The sequence below is a fragment of the Bradyrhizobium sp. SZCCHNR1002 genome, from assembly GCF_032381435.1.
GTDB lineage: Bacteria > Pseudomonadota > Alphaproteobacteria > Rhizobiales > Xanthobacteraceae > Bradyrhizobium > Bradyrhizobium aeschynomenes.
This window is the reverse complement of record NZ_JAUHIS010000001.1, coordinates 1,116,421-1,139,495: the sequence shown is the minus strand read 5'-3', so window position 1 is coordinate 1,139,495 and position 23,075 is coordinate 1,116,421. Positions and strand designations below refer to the sequence as shown.

Genomic DNA, 23,075 nt, shown 5'->3' with positions numbered 1-23,075 from the left:
CGGTCGTGGGCGGGCCGGCCAGCGAGACCACGGCGCCCGTCGGCCTGATTGCCGCCGGCGGCGTGCTGCCCTTCGCGGTCGCCGACGCCATCGTCGCGCGCGGCCAGACGCCGGTGCTGTTCGCCCTCAAGGGCATCTGCGATCCCAAGCCGCTGGCGCGCTTCCGCCACCACTGGATCGGCCTCGGCCAGCTCGGCAACGCCTTGAAGCTGCTGAAAGCGGAAGGCGTCCGCGAGCTGATGTTCATCGGCAATCTCGTGCGCCCCGCAGTGTCCGAGATCCGCTTCGACTGGGGCACCTTGCGCGAGCTGCCCTACATCTGGTCGGCGTTCCGTGGCGGTGACGATCATCTGCTGTCGGGCGTCGGCCGCATCTTCGAGCGCCATGGCTTCCACATGATCGGCGTCAAGGATGTCGCGCCGAACCTGCTGGTGCCCGAAGGGCCTCTGACGCGGAACCGGCCGAACGACCTGGTCACTGGCGACATCGCCAAGGGCCTCGCCGTGCTCAGGGCGATGGCACCGTTCGATGTCGGGCAGGCGGTGGTCGTCATCGACGGCCATGTCGTCGCGCTCGAAGACATCGAGGGGACCGACGGGCTGCTGGCCCGCGTGGCGCGGCTGCGTGCCGACCGTCGCATCCGCTCGGCGGTCGGGCGGGGCGTGCTGGTGAAGGCGCCGAAGGCCGGGCAGGATCTCCGCTACGACCTGCCGACCATCGGCCCGCGCACCGTCGAAGGTCTGTCGAACGCAGGCCTTGCCGGCGTCGCGGTCGCCAGCGCCCATACGCTGCTGGCCGATCCGCAGGAGACGGTCACGGCCGCCGATCGCGCCGGCGTGTTCATCACGGGTGTGATTGCGTGACGGCGCGGCCGCCGGCCGGGCCGGCCATCCGCAGGATCTGTCTCGTCGCCACCGAAGAGTCCGGCGATCGCCTCGGCGCCAGGCTGATGAAGGTGCTACGCCAGCGCCTCGGCGATGGCGTCGAATTCAGCGGCGTCGGCGGCCGCGACATGACGCGAGAGGGACTCGTCTCGCTGTTCCCGATCGAGGAGCTGTCGATCGTCGGCTTCACCGCCGTGCTGAAGCAGTTGCCGAAGATCCTGCGCCTGATCCGTGGCACGGTCGATGCGATCGTTGCAGCACAGCCGGACGTGCTCGTCATCATCGACAGCCCCGATTTCACCCAGCGCGTCGCCAAGCGGGTGCACGCCCGCGATGGCGCGATTCCGATCGTGAACTACGTCGCGCCCACGGTCTGGGCCTGGCGTCCCGGCCGTGCCAGGGCGATGCGCGGTTATGTCGATCATGTGCTGGGCCTGTTGCCGTTCGAGCCCGACGCGTTTCGCAGGCTCGGTGGGCCGCCCTGCACCTATGTCGGCCACCCTCTGATCGAGCAGTTGTCCACGCTGCGCCCGAGCACGGCAGAGCAGGCACGGCGCGATGCCAAGCCGCCGGTGCTGCTGGTGCTGCCCGGCAGCCGGCGCAGTGAAGTTGCGCGCCACATCGCCGTGTTCGGCGAGACGCTGGCACGGCTGCAGGCGCAGAACATTCCGTTCGAGGCGGTGGTGCCGACGACGCCGCATCTCGAAGCCGCCGTCAGGGCCGGGGTGGCGCACTGGCCGGTCGCGCCGGTCATCGTGACCGGCGAGGCGGAGAAGCGCAGCGCCTTCAGGCGCGCCCATGCAGCACTCGCGAAATCGGGAACGGTCACGCTGGAGCTCGCGCTCTCCGGCGTGCCCATGGTGACCGCCTATCGCGTTGGCGAGGTCGAAGCCTTCATCCTCAGACGTATCGTCAACGTGCAGTCCGTGATCCTTGCCAACCTCGTGATCGGCGAGAACGTGATTCCGGAATTCCTGCAGGAAGCCTGCACGGCGGATAATCTCGCGCCCGTGCTCATCGACCTTCTCGGCAATGGCCCGATCCGCGCGCGCCAGGTCGAAGCGTTCAATCGGCTCGACGGCATCATGTCGACCGGCGCTGCCTCGCCGAGCGTGCGCGCCGCCGACATCGTGCTGGCGACGATGCGTGGTGGACGGCAGGCGCCGTTCTGACAACAATCTCGGCTTCGCAGGGGGTGCAAAGTCGGCCGTTCATCGGCGCTACACCAACGGCTTCAGCAGCGCACGATCGAAGCCAGCCGGCATTCATCGCAAAGAATAAAGGCCCGTCCAGCGTACTGGACGGGCCTTCGAGAGATGAGTTCACGTGTCGCGATCAGCCGCGCTTGTCCATGTCGACGTAGTTCCGCGTCGCGACGCCGGTGTAGAGCTGGCGCGGACGGCCGATCTTCTGCTGCGGGTCCTCGATCATCTCGCTCCACTGGCTGATCCAGCCGACGGTGCGGGCGACCGCGAACAGCACGGTGAACATCGACACCGGGAAGCCCATCGCCTTCAGGGTGATGCCCGAATAGAAGTCGACGTTCGGGTACAGCTTGCGATCGATGAAGTACTGATCGCTGAGCGCGATCTTCTCGAGCTCGAGCGCGACCTTGAGCATCTGATCGTCGGCGTGGCCCGTCTCCTTGAGCACCGCGTGACACATCTTCTGCATGATCTTGGCGCGCGGGTCGTAGTTCTTGTAGACGCGATGGCCGAAGCCCATCAGGCGCACGTCGCTGTTCTTGTCCTTCACCTTGGCGATGAAGTCCGGAATCTTGTCGACGGTGCCGATCTCGGCCAGCATGTTCAGTGCCGCCTCGTTGGCGCCGCCATGCGCCGGGCCCCACAGGCAGGCGATGCCGGCGGCGATGCAGGCGAACGGGTTGGCGCCCGAGGAGCCGGCAATGCGCACCGTCGAGGTCGAGGCATTCTGCTCGTGGTCGGCGTGCAGGATGAAGATCTTGTCGAGCGCGTCGGCGAGCACCGGGTTCGGCTTGTAGTCCTCGCACGGCACGGCGAAGCACATGTGCAGGAAGTTCTCGGCGAAGGACAGCGAGTTCTTCGGATAAACGAAAGGCTGGCCGATGGTGTATTTGTAGGCCATCGCCGCGAGCGTCGGGATCTTCGCGATCATCCGCATCGACGCGATCATGCGCTGCTTCGGATCGTTGATGTCGGTGGAGTCGTGATAGAACGCGGCGAGCGCGCCGACCGAGGCCACCATGACGGCCATCGGATGCGCGTCACGGCGGAAGCCGTGGAAGAAGCGCGACATCTGCTCGTGCACCATCGTGTGATGGGTCACGCGATAGTCGAAATCCTTCTTCTGGGCGGCGGTCGGGAGCTCCCCGTACAGCAGCAGATAGCAGGTCTCCAGGAAGTCGCCCTTCTCGGCGAGCTGCTCGATCGGGTAGCCGCGGTATTCCAGGACGCCGGCGTCGCCGTCGATATAGGTGATCTTGGACTGGCAGCTGCCGGTCGAGGTGAAGCCGGGGTCATAGGTGAACATCCCGGTCTGGGCGTAGAGCTTGCCGATGTCGATGACGTCGGGACCCACGGTGCCGCTCAGGATCGGAAGATCGAAATTCTTGTTGCCGACGGTGAGCGTCGCGGTCTTGCTTGCGGATTTTGCGTCCATCGTTTGTCCCCGATGAGATCGTTAGGCTTGGCCCTTGTTCTTTGTGAGAGATGGCAGGGCGGGTGGACTTTATCTAGTGCGGGCTCTGACTTGCCGTCAGCGTCGTCCGCGGCACTGTTGCCGTGAACATGTTAAGCGATGGTCAAGTCCGAAACCGCACTGGAATCTTATACTTACTAGTGTCCTTCGGCTTTCACATTCGCAAACGCGCCGGTCGCAACGTGTTACAATCGTCAAAGCCCCGGATACCAATTTGTGCCGCACAACTGCGTATCGTATTGCCCTGTGCGCTGCAAGATGGGGGGAAATGAGACCTTATGCGGTGGCCTGGTCCTTGAGGCGGCCTAAGGATTCATCACGCCCGAGGATGGCCAGAACATCGAAGATGCCGGGCGAGGTGGTCCGTCCGGTGAGCGCCGCGCGGAGCGGCTGGGCCACGGCGCCCAGCTTGAGATTGTTTGTTTCGGCAAACGCACGCAGCGCGGCTTCCGTGGCCGGTCCGCTCCAGCTCTCGACGCCAGCCAGCGCCTCGTGCAGCCGGCCGATCAGCGCGCGGCTGTCCGGCGTCAGCAGGGCCGCGGCCTTGGCGTCGATCGGCAGCGGGCGGTCGGCGAAGATGAAGGCGGCGCCGTCGATCAGCTCCAGCAGCGTCTTGGCGCGCTCCTTCAAGCTCGGCATCGCCTGCGTCAGCTGCGCCCGCGTGGCGTCGTTGAGCTTGGCCTTCAGCGCCGCGCCGTTCGGCACGTAGTTCAGCACGTCCTCGAACTGGCGCACCAGTGCGGCGTCGTTAGAATGGCGGATGTAGTGGCCGTTGAGGTTTTCGAGCTTGGCGAAGTCGAAGCGCGCGGCGGAGCGGCCGATCGCCGGCAGGTCGAACGCCCCAATCATCTCCTCGGTCGAGAAGATCTCCTGGTCGCCATGGCTCCAGCCGAGCCGCACCAAATAATTGCGCAGCGCGGATGGCAGATATCCCATCGCGCGGTAGGCATCGACGCCGAGCGCGCCGTGGCGCTTTGAAAGCTTGGAGCCGTCGGGCCCGTGAATCAACGGGATGTGCGACATCGACGGCACCGTCCAGCCCAGCGCATCGTAGATCTGCTTCTGGCGCGCGGCGTTGATCAGATGGTCGTCGCCGCGGATCACGTGGGTGACGCCCATGTCGTGGTCGTCCACCACAACGGCCAGCATGTAGGTCGGATTGCCATCGCCTCGCAGCAGCACGAGATCGTCGAGGTTCTCGTTCTGCCAGACCACGCGGCCCTGCACCTGATCCTCGATCACCGTCTCGCCGGTCAGCGGCGCGCGCAGCCGGATGGTCGGCTTGACGCCTTCGGGGGCCTCCTTCGGATCGCGATCGCGCCACATCCCGTCGTAGAGCCTGGTGCGGCCTTCGGCGCGCGCCTTCTCGCGCATCGCGGTCAGCTCCTCGGCGGTGGCATAGCAGCGATACGCCATGCCGCTGGCGAGCAGCTGCTCGGCGACCTCGCGGTGCCTGGCGGCGCGGCTATATTGGTAGATGACCTCGCCGTCCCAATCGAGCTCGAGCCATTTCAGCCCGTCGAGGATCGCCGCGATCGCCGCATCGGTCGAGCGCTCGCGGTCGGTGTCCTCGATTCTGAGCAGCATCTTGCCGCCGCGGCCGCGCGCATACAGCCAGTTGAACAGGGCCGTCCGGGCGCCTCCGATGTGGAGAAAGCCGGTCGGGGAGGGGGCAAAGCGCGTGACGATCGGGGTGGTCATGGGTGGCAGCACGAAATCCAGGCAGGGGCTCAAGAGGGCGGGGGGTGTATAGCAGGCCTATCGCATAACTAAAGCCTTCCTTGGGGGAGGCGGATTTGGCACATAGGCTGCCAAATTCCGGAGCAGGACATTTCTTGATGACCACGACGACAGACACGGCAGCGACGGCAGAGGCAGGGCGCGACTTCATCCGCGACATCGTCCAGGCCGATCTCGACAGCGGCAAGCACAAGACCGTCGTCACCCGGTTCCCGCCGGAGCCGAACGGCTACCTGCATATCGGCCATGCCAAGTCGATCGGTCTCAACTTCGGCATCGCCCGGGAGTTCGGCGGCCGCTGCAATCTGCGCTTCGACGACACCAACCCGACCAAGGAAGAGCAGGAATATATCGATTCCATCCAGGCCGACGTGCGCTGGCTCGGCTACGACTGGGGCGACAACCTGTTCTATGCCTCGGACTATTTCGAGCGGCTGTATGAGTGGGCGGAAGGCCTGATCAAGGCCGGCCTCGCCTATGTCGACGACCAGACCCAGGAGGAGATCCGGCTGGCGCGCGGCACCTTGACCGAGCCCGGCAAGAACAGCCCGTTCCGCGACCGCACGGTCGAGGAGAATCTCGACCTGTTCCGGCGCATGAAGGCCGGCGAATTCCCGAACGGCGCGCGCGTGCTGCGCGCCAAGATCGACATGGCCGCCGGCAACATCAATCTGCGCGATCCCGTGCTGTACCGGATCCTGCACGCCCATCACCCGCGCACCGGCGACACCTGGAAGATCTATCCGAGCTACGACTACGCCCACGGCCAGTCTGACGCGATCGAGGGCGTGACGCATTCGATCTGCACGCTCGAATTCGAGGATCACCGGCCGCTGTACGAGTGGCTGCTCGACAAGCTGCCGGTGCCGTCGCATCCGCGGCAGTACGAGTTCGCGCGTCTCAACCTCACCTACACGCTGCTGTCGAAGCGCGTGCTCACGCGACTGGTGCAGGACGGCCATGTCTCCGGCTGGAACGACCCGCGCATGCCGACCATTGCCGGCTTGAAGCGCCGCGGCGTGCCGCCGGCAGCGGTGCGCGAGTTCACCAAGCGTATCGGCATTGCGAAAGCAAACAGCATCGTCGATGTCGGCATGCTCGAATTCTGCATCCGCGAGGAGCTGAACCGCACGGCGCAGCGCCGCATGGCAGTGCTGCGTCCCCTGAAGGTGGTGATCGAGAACTATCCGGAAGGCCAGGTCGAGGAGCTCGAGGCGATCAACCATCCCGACGATCCCTCCGCCGGCACCCGCAAGATCGCCTTCGGCCGCGAGCTCTATATCGAGCAGGACGACTTCATGGAGAACCCGCCGAAGAAGTTCTTCCGCCTGTCGCCGGGCAACGAGGTGCGGCTGCGCTACGCCTATTTCATCAAGTGCCGCGAGGTCATCAAGAACGACGCGGGCGAAATCGTCGAGCTGCGCTGCACCTATGATCCCCAGACCAAGGGCGGCAACGCGCCCGACGGACGCAAGGTCAAGGCGACCATGCACTGGCTGCCGGCCGCGCAGTCGCTGAAAGCCGAGATTCGCATCTACAACCAGCTGTTCGCCAATCCGAGCCCGAACGCGGCCGACTTCACCGCCGATCTCAATCCGAACTCGCTGGAGGTGCTGACCGACGCGCGGATCGAGCCGGCGATCGCCGAGAGCAATTCGGACGAACCGATGCAGTTCGAGCGCCAGGGCTATTTCGTCCGCGACCCGGACTCCACGCCCGACAAGCTCGTGTTCAATCGCACGATCGGCCTGCGCGACACCTTCGCGAAGGAAGTCGCGAAGGGGTGAGGCGGCCCGTGCCAACGGATGGGGTCAGTTGATCGCGTCCTGCCCGGCCTCGGTCAGCGTCGGCACGCCGTCGCTGACCTCGACGAGGCCGCGCTCGGTCAGCAGCGACAGGTCGTCGTCGGCGATGGGTGAGAGTGTGAGCCGGTGCGCCTTGATGTCCCGGAGGGTCCAGCGCAGATGGATGGCCTTCTCCAGATCCAGGTCGGAGAAGGGGTCGTCGATATCGTGGGCGTCCATACCCCGATAAGCGCGGGCGGTGCAAAAAGTTCCAGTGTACCGCGCATGTAGAAATCCAGGATTCTCGTTCCGTTCTGCTAGGCGCGCTCGCGCAGCTTCCAGTAGCCTTCCGGCCCGGTGTCGTAGCGGGTGGTGTGGCGATGGCGGGGCCGGTCAGGCCGCCGGGATGGCGTCGCGGGATCGCGGGCGTGATGGCCGACGTCTGGCCGCCGCGCGGCGCGCTGGCTGGCGGTTGGCCCGCGATCGGCTCGGTCGCATGGCCGTCCTTTGCCGCGCGCCTCAGGGGCTGGGCGCGCGAGGAGGCCGGCGCAGGGCGGCTGCTGCCATGGGTGCCCGTGGCCTTCGGCGCCGGCATCGCGCTGTATTTCTCCGCAGATCACGAGCCGGTGTTGTGGGTCAGCGCCATCGCCGCGGCACTGTTCTGTCTGGTCGCCATGCTGATGCGGCGCCATCCGCTGTTTCCGGCGGCGGTGATGATCGCGGCTGCCGCCTGCGGCTTCGCGGTGGCGACGGTGAAGACCGCGCGCGTGGCGCATCCGGTGCTGGCGCGACCGCTCTATTCGGTGTCGCTCGCGGGCTTCGTCGAGGCGCGCGACATTCGCGAGCGCAGCGACCGCATCGTGCTGCGCGTGACTGCGATGGAGAGCCCGCGCAATGCGATCACGCTGGCGCGGGTGCGGCTCGCGGTGCGCAAGGGCACCGCCCCGGACGTCGGCAGCTTCGTGCAACTCAAGGCACGGCTGTTGCCGCCGCTCGCGCCGGTGCGGCCGGGCGCCTACGATTTCGCGCGCGACATGTTCTTCCAGGGCATCGGCGCCTCCGGCTTCGTCATGGGAACGATCACGACCGTGACGCCGCCGCAGGCGGCAGGCTTCGGCCTGCGCTATGCGGCTGTGATGCAGGGTCTGCGCGATGCGATCGATGCCCGTATCCGCGCCCGGCTCGACGGCGATGAGCGCGCCATCGCCACGGCGCTGTTGACCGGGCGGCGCGACGCCATCACGCCCGATGTCAACGACGCGATGTTCGTCTCCGGCCTCGGCCACGTGCTGTCGATCTCCGGCTATCACATGGCAGTCGTCGCCGGCGTCGTGTTCTTCGCGGTGCGCGCGCTGCTGGCGCTGATACCGGGCCTCACCGTCAGCCATCCGATCAAGAAGTGGGCGGCGGTCGCGGCGCTGGTCGCGGCCGCGTTCTACCTCCTGCTCTCGGGCGCGGAGGTCGCGACCCAGAGATCCTTCTTCATGACGGCGGTCGTGCTGATCGCCGTGATGGTCGACCGTCGCGCCGTCACCTTCCGCACGCTCGCGGTCGCCGCGATGATCGTGCTGGTCGCAGCGCCCGAGGCGCTGGTGCATCCGAGCTTCCAGATGTCTTTCGCGGCGACGCTCGGCCTCGTCGCGCTGGTGCAGTTCGGCCTGCCGAGATTGTTCGCGACGCCGGACAGCTCCGCCTCGCAGCGCATCGCGTTGTGGGGCGGGCGCGAGCTTGCGATGCTGCTGCTGGCCTCGCTGATCGCGGGGCTCGCGACGACGCCCTACGCCGCCTTCCACTTCCATCGCGTCACGCCCTATGGCGTGCTGGCGAATCTCGCGGCGATGCCGGTGGTGTCCGTGCTGGTGATGCCTGCCGGCCTGATGGGACTGCTGGCGGTGCCGTTTGGCCTTGACGGCTTCTGGTGGTCGCTGATGGGCTTCGGAATCGACTGGATGATCGCGGTGACGCGCTGGGTGGCGGCGCTACCGGGCGCGGTCGGACGGATTCCGGCGTTCGGCATCGGCCCGCTGATCCTGGCCAGTCTCGGACTCATCCTGATCGGGCTGTTGCGGACGCCGCTGCGCTGGTCGGGCGCCGTCGTGCTCGCGGCGGCCACCCTGTGGGCCGCCACGACGCCGTTGCCCGACATTCTCATTGCCGGAGACGGACGCGCGGTGGCGGTGCGTGGCCGCGACGGGCGCCTGCATGTAATGCGCACCGGCAAGGACGTGTTCGTCACCAAGGAGTGGCTCGCCGCCGATGCCGATGCGCGCCTGCCCGCCGATGCTGCACTCGGTGACGGTGTGTCCTGCGACGAGGCGGGCTGTGTCGTGGCGATGGCCGATGGCCGTTTCGTCGCCATGACCTTGCGCGCCGACGCCATCGCCGATGATTGCGTCCGTGCCGCGCTGATCGTGACCGCGCGCGCCGCGCCGTCGTCGTGTGCGGCCGCCGTGATCGACCGCCCGCGTCTGCAGCAGCAGGGCGCCTTGATGCTGGTGCAGCGGGGCGCCGGCTTCGCGGTCACGCCGGTGCGCGCTGGTGGCACGGATCGCCCGTGGTGGCCGGCTTCGGCCGATGCCGGCGAATTCGACATGACCCTGACACCGCGCGCGCCTGCGTCGCGTGGCCAGGATGCGACTCCGCCGGAGACGGAGCAGGTGATCGAGGATTAGTTCGTCCGGCTTCCGCGCTGATGCTCGCGCCCTCGGCTTCGGCAGGTGCCGGCCGAGGGCTGCGGGCGAGCGATCCGAGACGACGAAATCGACTGACGCGTGTCAGGTGATGCTGATCCGGCGAATCCGCGTCGTCTGCGATGCCGGCGCCTCCTCCGCGCTATCCGGACGGTGCTCGCCCGGCTGCCTGGTGACGGGCAGCTGCAGCACGGTGACGCGCTGGCCTTCGCAGAGCTGCGTGACGAGCACGTGCCGGCCGTCGGCAAACTCGATGGCGTCGTGATGGCGATCGGGGATGTGCTTTTCGATCGTGTTGAACTTGGCGACGCGCTCGCGGATCGTCCGGGTCCAGAGCCAGCGGCTGTCGTAGCGGACGTCCTCGGCGAAGGCGAGCTCGGTGCCAGGCAGCATGCACACCGCAACGTTGGGCTCGGTCTCCACCGCGAAGCCGCGGGTCGCGGTGCCGCGGAAGGTCGTCGATATCAGCGTCTCGCCGACCTTGGCAGGACGGGAGGCAACGGCATGGAGGCTGTAGTCACACATCGGATCGCTCCTCGCTGAGAGATAGCCGACCCACGCTTCCCCCCGGACAGGCGCAGGCCTCTATCAGAGTGGACATCGAGGCGATGTTAGCGCGCGCTTCACGGCAATTCTGCGCTGATCTGCATGGCGTGTGGCCGCTGATGATCACAAGCGTTTGAGCGTGCCGCGCTGCACATCATGAGGTGCATTCGCGTGTGACTCGTTTTTGAGCTGCGGCGACGCTCCAAGCATCGCGCCGCCGCTCAACTGTGCATGTCGTCCGATACCAGCGCGTCGGTGCTCAGTACTTGCGATAGAGCCCGACCAGCTTGCCCTGGATCTTCACCCGGTTGGGCGGCAGGATGCGCACCTCATAGGCGGTATTGGCGGGCTCCAGCGCGATCGAGGCGCCGCGGCGACGGAAACGCTTCAACGTCGCTTCCTCATCGTCGATCAGCGCCACCACGATGTCCCCGGTGTCGGCGGTCTCGTTGCGCTGGATCAGCGCCATGTCGCCGTCGAGAATGCCGGCATCGACCATCGAGTCGCCGCGCACCTCGAGCGCGTAGTGATCGCCATTGCCGAGCATGTCGGCCGGCACGCTGATCGTGTGGCTGCGGGTCTGCAGCGCCTCGATCGGCGTACCCGCGGCGATGCGGCCCATGACAGGCACCGCGACCGGGCGCTCGCCATCATCGAGCGCGGGCGTCGAGGTCCGCACCTTGCCGAGATTGCCTTCGATCACCGACGGCGTGAAACCGCGGCGATTGTTGCCGGCCTGCGACAGCTCGGGCAGCTTGATCACCTCGATGGCGCGGGCACGGTTGGGCAGCCGGCGGATGAAGCCGCGCTCCTCCAGCGCCGTGATCAGGCGGTGGATGCCGGACTTCGAGCGCAGGTCGAGGGCATCCTTCATCTCGTCGAATGACGGCGGCACGCCGGCTTCCTTGAGCCGTTCATTGATGAACCGCAGAAGTTCGTACTGTTTGCGCGTCAGCATCTCGACCTGGTCCCCAGTTTGTGTCGTCCGAGTCCGCGCCCTGCGTCCAAGGGCGAATGGGAGTTGGACGTTCGTATTCGCGTCGCCCGCAACATACTAAAAACAAATCATGAACGGACACTATATGTTCGATGTGTGTTCCGCAATCCTAAAAATATGATGAACGATCCGGGCTTTGCCGGGGAAAACCGCTCAGTTCGGCAGGCGCAGGATCTCGCAGGGGCTGCCGGCCGGCGCCTTCGGCGCATAGGCCGGACGGATCACGAGCGCCTGGGAGAGCGCGAGATGGCCGAGCAGCGACGAATCCTGCTGCGTCACCGGTGTCGCGACCAGCGTGCCGTCGGCGCGTTCCTCCAGCCGGGCGCGCAGATAGTCCTCGCGCGAATCGTTGGCGGCGAGCTCGCGGCCGAGCAGGGCGGTCTCGCGCGGCATCAGCGCTTCGTCGCGGCCGAGCAGGCGTCGAATCAAGGGGACCAGGAACAGGATGGCGCAGACATAGGACGACACCGGATTGCCCGGCAGCCCGATCACCCTCATGCCGCCGAGCCGGCCATGCATCATCGGCTTGCCCGGTCGCATTGCGATCTTCCAGAACGCCATCTCGACGCCCTCGGCCTCGAGCGCCTGCTTGACCAGGTCGTGATCACCGACCGAGGCGCCTCCGGTGGTGACCAGGATGTCGGCCTCGGCCTCGCGCGCCCGGCGGATGCCGGCAACCGTGGCGTCGAGCGTATCGGCGGCAATGCCGAGATCGACCGGCTCGGCGCCTTCGCTGCGCACCAGCGCGCGCAGAGCATAGCCGTTGGAATAGACGATCTGGCCCGGACCCGGCGTCGCGCCGGGCATCACCAGCTCGTCGCCGGTGGCGAGCAGCGCTACCCTCGGGCGCCGCCGCACTGGCAGCGCCGGATGGTTCATGCTGGCGGCGAGCGACAGATCGCGGTCGCTGAGCCGGCGCCCGGCGCTCAGCAGCACCATGCCCTCGTGGAAGTCGACTCCTGCCGGCCGGATGTGGCGGCCCTTGATTGCGGCCTCGCTGAGCACGACGTGATCGCCGTCCGCGATCGTGTCCTCCTGGATCACGACGGCGTCGGCGCCGTCCGGCACCACGCCGCCGGTGAAGATGCGCGCCGCCTCGCCAGGCCCGAGGACGCGATCGAACGGCCGCCCGGCGGCGACCTCGCCGATCACCTTGAGCCGCGCCTGGGGCTTGTCGGCATCGGCCGCGCGCACCGCATAGCCGTCCATCGCCGACATCGCCTCCGGCGGCTGCGTCCGCAGCGCCGCGAGGTCACGTGCCAGCACCCGGTGAAACGCCTCGTCCAGCCCGACCATCTCCTCGGCCAGCGGTTCGGCGCCGGCGAGCACCGCAGACAACGCATCGGACACCGGCATCAAGGCCATGAGAGTTCCTTCGGATGGAGGCGGGACGACTCGCGGGAGTCGCGTTCTAACCGAACGTGCACGGCGCGGCCAAGTCCCCGGGGCAAGTCGCTTCCGTTGGATCGGGACCGGCTGGACCGAGAGAACCCATCAGACCGGATGTCCGATCCGCATATTCGGTTCGACTTAGACAGCAGCGTCGTCGTTCGTCGCTCTCCTCCGCGTGTCTGCCCGACGGGCAATTTCCGCATCTCCGCCATGCGCCAACTGCCCGTCGTGTTAGTCTGCCGCACTGTTTCCGCTTGCGCCGTCGGGCAGATCACCTGCATCTTCTCGCGCATCCCGCCTCGATGAAGAGGGACGGTTCGCGGTCGTCACGAGACGTGAGGTGGGGAGGCGGTGGCTGCAGTCTGTCGCAACGTGCTGATGGCGCGTGGACGAACGGCGAATTGCAGGCGGTCAAGTCGCGTGGTCTCGACACCCCGACGCTGGTGTCAAGCGCAAGGCGCTCGAAGCGCATTGTCGTCATGGTGGCCAACAAGCCCGGTGCACCAGGGAGAGCGCGAAGCAGCCGACAAGCCCACCGCGCAGGGAATGCCGGATGACCGGCTGAACCTGTGGTACCTGCCGCCTGCATTTTTGTTCGCAGGCGGGCCATGGGTTGCGGCCAGCACCCGGCATTCCCTGCGCCCTCTTCGCTAAGCGAGGGCCGAACGAACCGGATCAACTCGGGCATTTCAGCCGCGGGATCGTGGACGTGTGTGCTGACGGCGAGGTGCCAACGGTGCGTCTTGATCAGCGAGCGCGATCCCTCCGCGTGCAACGTTGCCGCCTGATGGCACGCTCTCTCCGCCCGTCATTCCGGGGCGCGCGCAGCGCGAGCCCGGAATCCATAACCACGACCGGTCGAGAGGATCGGGATGTCTGCTCGCTTGACCTCCTTCACCAATCACCGTCCCGGAGTATGGATTCCGGGCTCGCGCTACGCGCGCCCCGGAATGACGCGTGGAGAGAGACGTGGACTCACGTCCTGCTTCGGCGCGCTGCTCCGATCGGCGTCAGTCTCACGGCGCCGTCTGCGCCTCGATCTTGAACTGCGCCAGCGCGCTCGGCGGGTCGATCGCGATCAGCTGGGCGAGCTGCATGGCAGGCACCTTGGCGCGCGGCGAGAGCTTCAGCGTAAACGTCTGGCGCGGCTTCTCGACGAAGCGGCCGAGGGCGTCGACCGCGGCGGCGACATCGGCGTTGTCGGCGGCGAACTGTGCGCCGATCGCCTTGATGCTGTCGACCAGCGCCTTGCGCGCGGCGTCACGCGGGATCGCGTGCGTTCGCGCATAGTTGGCGACGAACACGTCGACGGCGCCGAGATCGCGCAACGCCAGTTCGATCCCGGACGCCTCGATCTGCGCCGCCGCCGCCGTCGCCTGCTGCAGATCGACCGTGAACACGTCGCGCGGCACGCGCGCCAGCGAGACGCTGGCGGAGGCACCGATCAGATTGCTGACCTCGAGCTTGAACGGCGACACCGCGAAGGTGCCGGCGCTCTCGGTCCAGCCAAGGCCGAGATCGGCATCGAGCGCGGCGGTGTCGATGCCGGCGACCAGCAGCGGCAGGAAGGCCGGGTTGGAGGGATCGAGCGGCCCGGCCATCTTGGCGACGAGGCGTGCCTGCGTCGGGATCGGGCCGACATACTGGCCCCAATCGAGGCTGATCGTGTCGATTTGCACCGGCTTGTCGCCGGACTTGTAGGGTGTCGACAGGGCCTTCAGCTCGATGCCGGCGAGCAGCTTGAGCATCTCGGCCGCCTCGGCCGGGGCGGGCTTGGCGCCGGCGGCGGAATATTTGGCGGCGAAATGCATCAGGCCGGCGAGATCGAAGCTCTTCAGCGCGAAGCGGCCGAGCTTGATCGGCCCGTTCGGCCCGCGGCCGTCAAACCCCTCGACGGCGATGTCGCCTTTGCCGTCCTGGAGGTCGAGGCGGAACGAGGCGAGCTTGGCGGGCCCTTGCGGCGTCTCGATCGACAGGCCGCGGAGCTCGGCATTCTTGATCGCCATGCCCTCATAGATGCCGGCGACCCTGTCCATCAGCTCGCGTGCCTGCTCGGGCGTCGGCTGGGCGGCCGGCGTTGCCGGAAGGACGGCGAAAAGAGCGGGCAGCTGCAGCCGGGAGGGCCGCACGCTGAACTCGTCCGCGCTGGCGCTGTCCATGCGCATCTTCAGGCCGGAGTCCGTGGTGATCTCGTAGGCGCCCATCGTGAACTTGCCGTTGATGCGATAGGTCTTGTCGTCCTTGGCGGCGTCGGGATCGAGCACGGCCAGGATCGCGTTGGCGTCCATGTCCTGATGGACGATGCCGGCCATGCGGCCCTGCATCTTGTCGGCCTTGCCGCCCGGCTGCTGCGGGGTCATCGTGAAGGTGACCTCGTCGAGCTTGTAGCTGGCGATGCGGCCGGCCTTGATGGTCTCGAACGTGAGCCCGGAATAGGCGAATTCGGCCGGGCCGGCGGAGGGGCCGCCGTCCATGGTGCCCGTGGTGCGCGGCACGGAGACCGACGATGCGCTGATTGTCACGAACTGCTGGGCGAGCGCCCGGTAGGTGTCGGGCATGCTGGCGCCGGAGGGGATCGCGGCAAACCGCGCCGGACCGGCATAGTCCTTCACCACCAGCTGCGGCAGCTTGTAGCTGAGCCGCATCGGCGCTGCGCCGGCCAGGCTGCCGGCCATCGTGACGTCATTGACCTCGATGCTGGACGCCGTGACATGCTCGCTGTCGGGCTGGTTCAGCCCGGTGGCGACGATGCTGCCGAAGGTCACGCTGGCCGGCGGTTGGCTGGTCGATGCCAGCTTGACGTCGGCGATCGTCAACTTGCGCGACCACAGGTCGAAGGCGACCTTGCCGTGGCTGGCCGTGGCGCCGTTCTGGCGGATCTGGGCGAAATTGGCCTCGACCTCGCGCTCGGCGCGCGCCTGGGCGTACCAGGGGACGCCGATGAAGCCGGCGGCGCCCAGGGCTACCGCTACGAGGACTGCGATGACGACACGTTTCATTTCGATATGCTCCGCCCAACGCTTAGGCAGCAGAGGGGTGATGGTCTCAGGGAAATCGATGGAGTAGGGATGTGCTTCTGCGAATTAGGGAATCGCTGGCCCGGGATGCCGACGAACATGGTTTCGGATGTTGCATGAAAGCCGTCCAACGTGCATCACATGCGCTTCCACCGGCCGGAAAAACCGACGTCTGAACGAAATTCAAGAGACCAAAAATCCGGGTCGGAAACGCTGGAGCACGTATGTCGTCGTCCTTTTCTGAAGATCTTCGTTCCGCAGCCCTGGCCTATCACCGCCTGCCGCGGCCCGGCAAGCTGGAGATCCAGGCCTCCAAGCCGCTCGCCAACCAGCGCGACCTCGCGCTCGCCTATTCTCCGGGCGTGGCCGCTGCGTGCACCGAGATCGCCAACAATCCGGCCGAGGCCGCCACGCTGACCGCGCGCGCCAATCTCGTCGCCGTGGTCTCCAACGGCACCGCGGTGCTCGGGCTCGGCAATATCGGCCCACTGGCCTCCAAGCCGGTCATGGAGGGCAAGGCGGTCCTGTTCAAGAAGTTCGCCGGCATCGACGTGTTCGACATCGAGATCGCCGCCGACACCATCGACCGCGTGGTCGAGACGGTGGCGGCGCTGGAGCCGACCTTCGGCGGCATCAACCTCGAGGACATCAAGGGACCGGAGTGCTTCGAGATCGAGGCGCGGCTCAAGGAGCGCATGAAGATCCCGGTCTTCCATGACGACCAGCACGGCACCGCGATCATCGTCGGCGCGGCGATCAAGAACGCGCTGTCGCTCGCCGGCAAGCAACTGTCCGAGGTCAAGATCGTGACCTCGGGCGCGGGCGCCGCCGCCATCGCCTGCCTCAATCTGCTGGTGTCGATGGGCGCGAAACGCGAGAACATCTGGGTCTGCGACATCGACGGCGTCGTGCATGAGGGCCGCAACACGCTGATGGATCCGTGGAAGGCGGTCTATGCGCAGAAGACCGACAAGCGGACCTTGGCCGACGTGATCGGCGGCGCCGACATCTTTCTCGGCCTCTCCGCCGGCGGCGTGCTGAAGCAGGAGCTCTTGAAGCAGATGGCCGAGAAGCCGCTGATCATGGCGCTCGCCAATCCCAACCCGGAGATCATGCCGGAGGAGGCGCGCGCGGCGCGGCCCGACGCGATGATCTGCACCGGGCGTTCGGACTTCCCGAACCAAGTCAACAACGTCCTCTGCTTCCCCTTCATCTTCCGCGGCGCGCTCGACGTCGGCGCCACCGCGATCAACGAGGCGATGAAGCAGGCGGCGGTCGATGCGATCGCGCAGCTTGCGCAAGACCCGCCGTCGGATGCGGTGAGCCGCGGCTTCGACACCGGCGAGACGCAAGGCTTCGGTCCGGGCTCGCTGATCCCCTCGCCTTTCGACCCGCGCCTGATCCTGCGCATCGCGCCGGCGGTGGCGAAGGCGGCGATGGAGTCCGGCGTCGCGACCCGGCCGATCACCAATTTCGACGAATACACCGCGCTGCTCGAGCGCTTCGCGTTCCGCTCCGGCCTCGTGATGAAGCCGGTGTTTGCGAAGGCCAAGGCGCAGCCGGTGCGCGTGATCTATGCCGAGGGTGAGGACGAGCGCGTGCTGCGCGCCACCCAGGTGGTGCTGGAGGAGAAGCTGGCGCGGCCGATCCTGGTCGGACGTCCGAGCGTCGTCGAGGCGCGCATCAAGCGCTTCGGCCTGTCGATCAAGGCCGGGCGGGACTTCGATCTCGTCAATCCGGAAGACGATCCGCGCTACCGCTCCTATGTGCAGAGCTACATCGAGATCGCCGGCCGCCGCGGCGTGACGCCGGATGCAGCGCGCACGGTGGTGCGTACCAATGCCACCGTCATCGCGGCGCTCGCGGTGGTCCGGGGCGAGGCGGACGCAATGATCTGCGGCGTCGAGGGCCGCTATATGAGCCATCTGCGCCACGTGCGCGAGATCATCGGCTTCATGCCGGGGGTCAGCGACTACGCGGCGCTGGCGCTGACCATCACCAGCAAGGGCGCCTATTTCATCGGCGACACCCAGGTGCGTCCCGACCCGACCGCCGAGGAGCTCGCCGAGATGGCGTCGCTCGCGGCCAATCACGTCACGCGCTTCAACATCAAGCCGAAGATCGCCTTCGTCTCGCACTCCGATTTCGGCGGCTACGACACCGACTCGTCACGCAAGATGCGGCAGGCGACCGCGCTGCTGAAGCAGCATCGTCCGGACCTCGAGGCCGACGGCGAAATGCAGGGCGACACCGCGCTGTCGGCGACCGCGCGCAAGGCGATCCTGCCGCATTCCGATCTCGAAGGCTCGGCCAACGTGCTGATCATGCCGAACCTCGACGCCGCCAATGTCGCCTATCAGATGATCAAGGTGCTGGCGGATGCGGTTCCGGTCGGTCCGATCCTGATCGGACCGGCGCGGCCGGCGCATATTCTGACACCGTCGGTGACGGCGCGCGGCATTCTCAACATGACGGCGGTGGCCGCCGTCGAGGCCCAGGAGCGGGCGGGGAGGGCGCAGCCGACGCTGTTCGCATGACCTTGTTGGCGTGATCGAAGTGTGGCGGAATTCGTCCGGTTTCGGTCGTATTCCGCCCGTCTTTATTGTTGAAAAGCGTTCGCGACGTCACATATCCGGCCTGACGGGCCGGCGACACATGGTTTGAAGTTGATCGTGAGGGCTGGAATGCCGGGTTTCATTACGTTCGGGCGCGTTCTGTTTGCCGTGATCTTCATCTACACGGGCGCGACCAAGCTGTTCGGCATTCAGGCGACCGCCGATCTCATCGCCGCCAAGGTCACGATCCCCACCGTGCTCGCGCCCTACGCGGCGCAGCTCGAGGCCGCCGCGAAGATGCCGATGCCGCAGATCCTTGCGATCGCGGCCGGCGCCTTTGAGGTCTTCGCGGGCGCCATGATCGCGATCAACTTTCTCGGGCGGTTCTTCGCCGCTCTGATGATCGTCTTCGTCGGATTGACGATCTTCTATTTCCACGATTTCTGGAATCAGGCCGCCCCGGACAACGCCAAGACCCTGATCGATGCGCTGAAGAATCTCTCGATCATCGGCGCATTGTTCATGATCTTCGGCTACGGCAAGGGGCCGAAGGCGCCCGAGCAGAGCGCCTATGGCGACATCTAGCAACTCGCCTCAGGCGGCGCGCTTCCAGGCGGTGACGCAGACGTCGTGGTCGGGATCGAGCATCAGCTGATTGGCGGGCGCAAAACCGTGGGCCGTCAGCACCTGCTGCGGCGAACGGCCTGGACCGACCTCCGTGAAGCAGGGGGCGCCGCCAGGCAGCGAGACGTGGGGTGCGAGCGACAGGAAGAAGGTGTCGTAGCGGTCCATGAACATGTCGAACACGACCGGCCCTCCGATGATGGCCGCGGTGCCCGTCGTGACCCCGGCAGCCGCGCAGGCGGCCTCGAACGAGGCGCCGGCCGGGTTCCACAGCGTCGACAGCGGCTTCTCGGTGTCCGGCGCAAGCCCCGCCACCGAGCGGGTCACGACCAGCCGCCGGCGCTTCGGCGAGTTCGGCTGGTCCTCATAGGAATTGCGGCCGTGCACGATCAGATCGGCACTGTCGAGCGCATCGGAGAAGAACATTGCGTCGCCGGGGAATTTGAGCGCTGCCGGCATCACATTGTGGGCGTCGGCCAACATTCCGTCGGCCGACACGATCACGTAACCTTCGAGACGAAGCTTGGTCACTGACGAAACGGATCCTCGATCATTCGGACACTGTCGTCACAACGCTCGAGACCGGCCTTTGGCTCACCGTCGGCAGCTTCGCGACCTTGCCGAGCTGCTCGTCATAGTTGGGAAGCGACTGCACCGGCGCCTTTGCCCGCATCGCGACCACCTTGTAGCCGCCGGCCTTCAGGCGGCGGAGCAGCTCGGGCAGAGCCTCGGCGGTGTGCTTGTGGAAGTCGTGCATCAGGATGATACCCTTGCCGAGCTTGTCGAGCTTCTTGAAGGTGACGTCGATCACCGCCTGCGCATTGCGCGCCTTGAAGTCGAACGAGTCGAGGTCGCAGGAGAAGATGCCGATGTTGCGGCTGCCGAGATAGGTCACCATCTCCGGCGGGTGCTGCAGCGCCGGAAAGCGGAAGAACGGTGCGGGCGAGTTGCCACCGAGCGCCCATTTCACGGCGCTGATGCCGAGCTCGATCTCTTCCTTGCGCTGGTCGTCGGTCAGCTTCTTGTTGGTCAGCGCGGCGTGCGACCAGGTGTGCGTGCCCACGGTATGGCCGGCATTGTAGACCTGCTTGAGGATCTCCGGATAATAGGTCGCGTGCTTGCCGATGATGAAGAAGATGCCGGTGGTGCACTGGTCGGCCAGCGCCTTGAGCACGCCGGGGGTGTTCTCCGGCCACGGGCCGTCGTCGAAGGTCAGGACGACCTCGTGATCCTTGAGGAAGTCGAGGTCCTTGAAGTGCTCGAAGCCGAAGCCCGGGCCGCCGGTGGTGTCGATCTCGACAGTGCGGCCGACGCCGAGCGCCTCCGGATTCATGCAAGGCGCGCGCGGCGGCTGGGTCTGAGCCGCCGCCGGCTGAGCCGCGGCCGGCGCGGGGGCGGCAGCCGCCGCCGTGCGCTGGGCCTGCGACCAGGCTGCGCCAGACGTCAACAGCGACGCTGCCAAAGAGCTTGCGAACACCAATCCAGCCGCAATCCGCATCTCGTGTTTCCTCGGGGTTGTTGCAACGGGAGCGCCAATGCCAGGAGTCGCTCCACCATCCGGGCGAGGATACTAGCCCAGCCGCCGGATCGGCGCCAAAAGGAAACGAGGCAAAAGCACGGGGAAGTTGTCAGCTTCCGCCGCATTCTTGCCAAGTGTTGCTCAGCCGTTGGCGAGCATCCGGGCCACCGCCGTCTTCACCCGGGTGTCGGTGGGCTCGACCGAGGACGCGAAGACGTCGGCGATATAGCCGTCGCGCCCGATCAGATACTTGTGGAAGTTCCAGCGCGGGGTGTCCTTGGGGCGCGCCTCCGCGGCCCAGCGGTAGAACGGGTGAGCATTGGAGCCGGTGACCACCGCTTTGGCGGTCATCGGGAAGGTAACGCCGTATTGCTTGTTGGCGAGATCGGCGATATCGCCAGCGATCCCGGGCTCCTGGTGGAAGTCGTTGGAGGGCACGGCGATGATCGACAGCCCGCGCTCGTGGAACTCGCCCCAGAGCTGCTGCAGGCCGGTGTATTGCGGGGTGTAGCCGCACTGCGAGGCCGTGTTCACGACCATGACCGGCTTGCCCGCGAAATCGGCCAGGCGAATCGGCTCGCCGGACAGCGCCGGGAAGGAGAAGCGGTAGGCTGTGGTCTTGCTCGCCGTGCCGTCGGCGCGGGCGCCGTGCGACGTCAGTGCCAAGCTCGACAATGACGCGCCGAGGCCGAGAACAACCATCCTGCGATCGATCATGTGAATCTCCCTGTGCAGATCCAGCCCCGGAAAGGACGCAAGCCCCCACGTTCGCCAGCCGGTACTGAAACGGCGACGGCTTTGCGTTGGATCAGACTGCGTTCCAGCAAGGGGATACCCTTAGGCTGGGGCGGAAAAAGGGACCTCGTCGGTCGTCAGCGCAGCGAAAGAATGAACTCCGTGCCCTCGCCGGTTTCGCCTTGGTTGATACCTTGATCCGAGACGATCAGCGAACTGCCGGTCGACAGGGCCTCGCCGAGCCAAGCCATGACATCCGCCGGGATCGTGATGCGATCCAGCGCCTCGGCCGGGCTGCTCAACTGAATGGCGGGCTTCGACTCGGCGTGGGTCTCCGCCGACTTCTTGCCGCGCCGGGCTACCTTATTGGTGGCCTCCGATGCTGCTGCGGCGCGTGCCGAAGCAGGAAGCGAGATGACCGACCAATGCAGGGTCGCCGGATCAGCCTTGTCGGCGGTTGCCGTGAACACGTGCGTGCCGAGCGGCTTGTCGCCCGGGGCGATGGTGACCTGGGTGTTGAACACCGGCGCGAAGTTCTGCCGGACGTACAGCTTGGAATCCTTGCGGCTGATGAAGATGGCGACCTGGCTGTTGCGCTTCAGCTCGGGCTTTGGAGCGATCGGCTTGTCCGGCGCGGCGACAACACGGGACGGATCCTTGGAGAGCTCCTGCGCGTCGAGCGGCTTGGCTGGCGCATCGGCGGTTGTCGTCGGCGGCACCGCAGGCTGGTCCGCGATCTCAGGGGCGGATGGCTTGGTGTCAGCAGCTTTGGTGCCAGCGGCCTGGGAGTCTGCAGGGTCGGAGTCTGCGGCTTTGGCATCGGCGGGCTTGAGATCGGTCGAGCCGGTCGCTTCCAGCTTGCCCGGCGCTTCCGTCGTCTTTTCAGGTGCCGCCGCCTCGGCGTTGTCGGCCGGCTGGCTCGCCAGTGCCGGCGCGGCATCGGCGGGCTTGGCCTCGGCGCTCGCTGCGTCGGCGGTGGTCGTTTCGGCGACGCTGGCCTTTACATCGGCCGAGTCAGGTCGCGCCGGATCGGCGCTCGGCGCGGCGTCAGAGGCCACGCTGGGCAGTCCGCTCGCGTTGCTGGCATCGGCGGTGCGCATCTGGCGGGGAACCGGTATCGCTTCAGCGGAGCGGCCGATCTCGCCATGGCCGATCGTGGCGCGAAGGTCGATCGTTGCGACCGTGATCGCCGGCGTCACCGCGGCGCCCTTGTCCGACTTGGTGGCAGCAGGTGCGTTGGCGTCGGGCTGGACCGAGGCGCTTGGCTGCGGCGCCTTCAGCGCGGCAAGCAGCGAATGCGAGAAGCTGGCCGGAGCCACTTCGCCCGGCGTCACCAGGACGCGCGATCCCATCCGCGTCCAGCCATAGATCCGGGGGGCGAAGCTCGCGGGCATGCGGATGCAGCCATGCGAGGCCGGATAGCCCGGAAGCACACCGGCATGGAGCGCGACACCCGACCAGGTGATCCTCTGCATGAACGGCATCGGTGCGCCGCTATAGATGTTCGACCGGTGAAATTTCTGCTTCTGGATCACGCTGAACACGCCCATCGGCGTGGAGTGCCCCTTCATGCCGGTGGAGACCGGCGCTTCCGCGAACAGGCCGTTGGCGTCGTAGACCTTGAGCTGCTGCTTGCTGATCGACACCGCGATCGTGATCGGCCCCTGCGGCTTGGCGGCCTCCTTCTCGATCGTCACCGGCTTCTGACCGTGGCGCACTTTGGGCTTGCGGGGCATGGCCGGGAGCGCGGGCGGAGCGATGGTGACCGGCTGCGAATCGTTCCAGTAGTAATAGGACGCTGCGTCAGCCTGAGATGTCGCTGCTAGAACAAGCGGGACTGAAACGATTGCTGCACAATAAAACCGCCCCCTGGCGGCTGCACGAACGCAGAGCATTCCGGCAAATCCTCAAGA

At 66.7% G+C, this 23,075-nt stretch carries 17 protein-coding genes; 6 read left to right on the top strand and 11 right to left on the bottom strand.

Annotated features, from left to right (window positions below):
* The first annotated feature begins 5 nt into the window (after nt 1-5).
* Both QX108_RS05080 and lpxB read left to right on the top strand, forming a co-directional pair.
* A complete protein-coding gene (locus QX108_RS05080; protein ID WP_315779349.1) occupies nt 6-863 on the top strand; it encodes an LpxI family protein in 858 nt (285 codons plus the stop codon).
* Nucleotides 860-2,056 (top strand): lipid-A-disaccharide synthase, encoded by a 1,197-nt coding sequence (gene lpxB, locus QX108_RS05075; RefSeq protein WP_315779347.1) that lies wholly within the window; start codon nt 860-862, stop codon nt 2,054-2,056. The genes QX108_RS05080 and lpxB overlap by 4 nt, the downstream gene beginning before the upstream one ends.
* A 163-nt stretch (nt 2,057-2,219) precedes the next feature.
* On the opposite strand, the gene gltA is transcribed toward lpxB, so the two are convergent.
* Nucleotides 2,220-3,524 (bottom strand): citrate synthase, encoded by a 1,305-nt coding sequence (gltA, locus tag QX108_RS05070; protein ID WP_315720405.1) that lies wholly within the window; start codon nt 3,522-3,524, stop codon nt 2,220-2,222.
* Between the two features lie 315 nt (nt 3,525-3,839).
* The gene (gene gltX / locus QX108_RS05065; protein ID WP_315779345.1) at nt 3,840-5,264 is read right to left on the bottom strand and encodes a glutamate--tRNA ligase; all 1,425 of its coding nucleotides are present in this window, start codon (nt 5,262-5,264) and stop codon (nt 3,840-3,842) included.
* Nucleotides 5,265-5,401: 137 nt separating this feature from the next.
* On the opposite strand from gltX, the gene QX108_RS05060 reads away from it, so the two are divergent.
* Nucleotides 5,402-7,090, top strand: coding sequence for a glutamine--tRNA ligase/YqeY domain fusion protein (locus tag QX108_RS05060; protein ID WP_315779343.1), 1,689 nt, complete (start codon nt 5,402-5,404; stop codon nt 7,088-7,090).
* 24 nt (nt 7,091-7,114) lie between these two features.
* On the opposite strand, the gene QX108_RS05055 is transcribed toward QX108_RS05060, so the two are convergent.
* Nucleotides 7,115-7,327, bottom strand: coding sequence for a hypothetical protein (locus QX108_RS05055; protein ID WP_172109548.1), 213 nt, complete (start codon nt 7,325-7,327; stop codon nt 7,115-7,117).
* Nucleotides 7,328-7,467: 140 nt separating this feature from the next.
* Between QX108_RS05055 and QX108_RS05050 the strand changes: the two genes are divergently transcribed.
* A complete protein-coding gene (locus QX108_RS05050; RefSeq protein WP_315779342.1) occupies nt 7,468-9,759 on the top strand; it encodes a ComEC/Rec2 family competence protein in 2,292 nt (763 codons plus the stop codon).
* 102 nt (nt 9,760-9,861) lie between these two features.
* Here QX108_RS05050 and QX108_RS05045 read toward each other — a convergent pair whose 3' ends face one another.
* From QX108_RS05045 to QX108_RS05030, 4 genes are all read right to left on the bottom strand, one after another.
* Entirely contained in the window at nt 9,862-10,302 is a 441-nt protein-coding gene (locus QX108_RS05045; protein ID WP_315720401.1) for a hypothetical protein, read from the bottom strand.
* A gap of 280 nt (nt 10,303-10,582) precedes the next feature.
* Nucleotides 10,583-11,281, bottom strand: coding sequence for a transcriptional repressor LexA (gene lexA / locus QX108_RS05040; RefSeq protein WP_315720400.1), 699 nt, complete (start codon nt 11,279-11,281; stop codon nt 10,583-10,585).
* A 192-nt stretch (nt 11,282-11,473) separates the two neighbouring features.
* Nucleotides 11,474-12,685, bottom strand: coding sequence for a gephyrin-like molybdotransferase Glp (glp, locus tag QX108_RS05035; protein WP_315779339.1), 1,212 nt, complete (start codon nt 12,683-12,685; stop codon nt 11,474-11,476).
* A 1,043-nt stretch (nt 12,686-13,728) separates the two neighbouring features.
* Entirely contained in the window at nt 13,729-15,711 is a 1,983-nt protein-coding gene (locus QX108_RS05030) for a hypothetical protein (RefSeq protein WP_315779337.1), read from the bottom strand.
* Between the two features lie 242 nt (nt 15,712-15,953).
* On the opposite strand from QX108_RS05030, the gene QX108_RS05025 reads away from it, so the two are divergent.
* Entirely contained in the window at nt 15,954-18,266 is a 2,313-nt protein-coding gene (locus QX108_RS05025; protein ID WP_315720397.1) for an NADP-dependent malic enzyme, read from the top strand.
* A gap of 147 nt (nt 18,267-18,413) precedes the next feature.
* On the top strand, nt 18,414-18,869 hold the full coding sequence (locus QX108_RS05020; RefSeq protein ID WP_315720396.1) for a DoxX family protein: 456 nt from the start codon (nt 18,414-18,416) through the stop codon (nt 18,867-18,869).
* Between the two features lie 9 nt (nt 18,870-18,878).
* Here QX108_RS05020 and QX108_RS05015 read toward each other — a convergent pair whose 3' ends face one another.
* The 4 genes from QX108_RS05015 to QX108_RS05000 all read right to left on the bottom strand — a co-directional run bounded on the left by QX108_RS05015 (nt 18,879) and on the right by QX108_RS05000 (nt 23,057).
* A complete protein-coding gene (locus QX108_RS05015; RefSeq protein WP_315779335.1) occupies nt 18,879-19,439 on the bottom strand; it encodes a dihydrofolate reductase in 561 nt (186 codons plus the stop codon).
* 19 nt (nt 19,440-19,458) lie between these two features.
* Nucleotides 19,459-20,406: a polysaccharide deacetylase family protein gene (locus tag QX108_RS05010; protein ID WP_172132102.1), complete on the bottom strand. Its 948-nt coding sequence runs from the start codon at nt 20,404-20,406 to the stop codon at nt 19,459-19,461.
* 162 nt (nt 20,407-20,568) lie between these two features.
* Nucleotides 20,569-21,144: a glutathione peroxidase gene (locus tag QX108_RS05005; protein ID WP_315720394.1), complete on the bottom strand. Its 576-nt coding sequence runs from the start codon at nt 21,142-21,144 to the stop codon at nt 20,569-20,571.
* Nucleotides 21,145-21,299: 155 nt separating this feature from the next.
* Complete coding sequence (locus QX108_RS05000) at nt 21,300-23,057, bottom strand: L,D-transpeptidase (protein ID WP_315779332.1); 1,758 nt, start codon at nt 23,055-23,057, stop codon at nt 21,300-21,302.
* Nucleotides 23,058-23,075 lie beyond the last annotated feature (18 nt).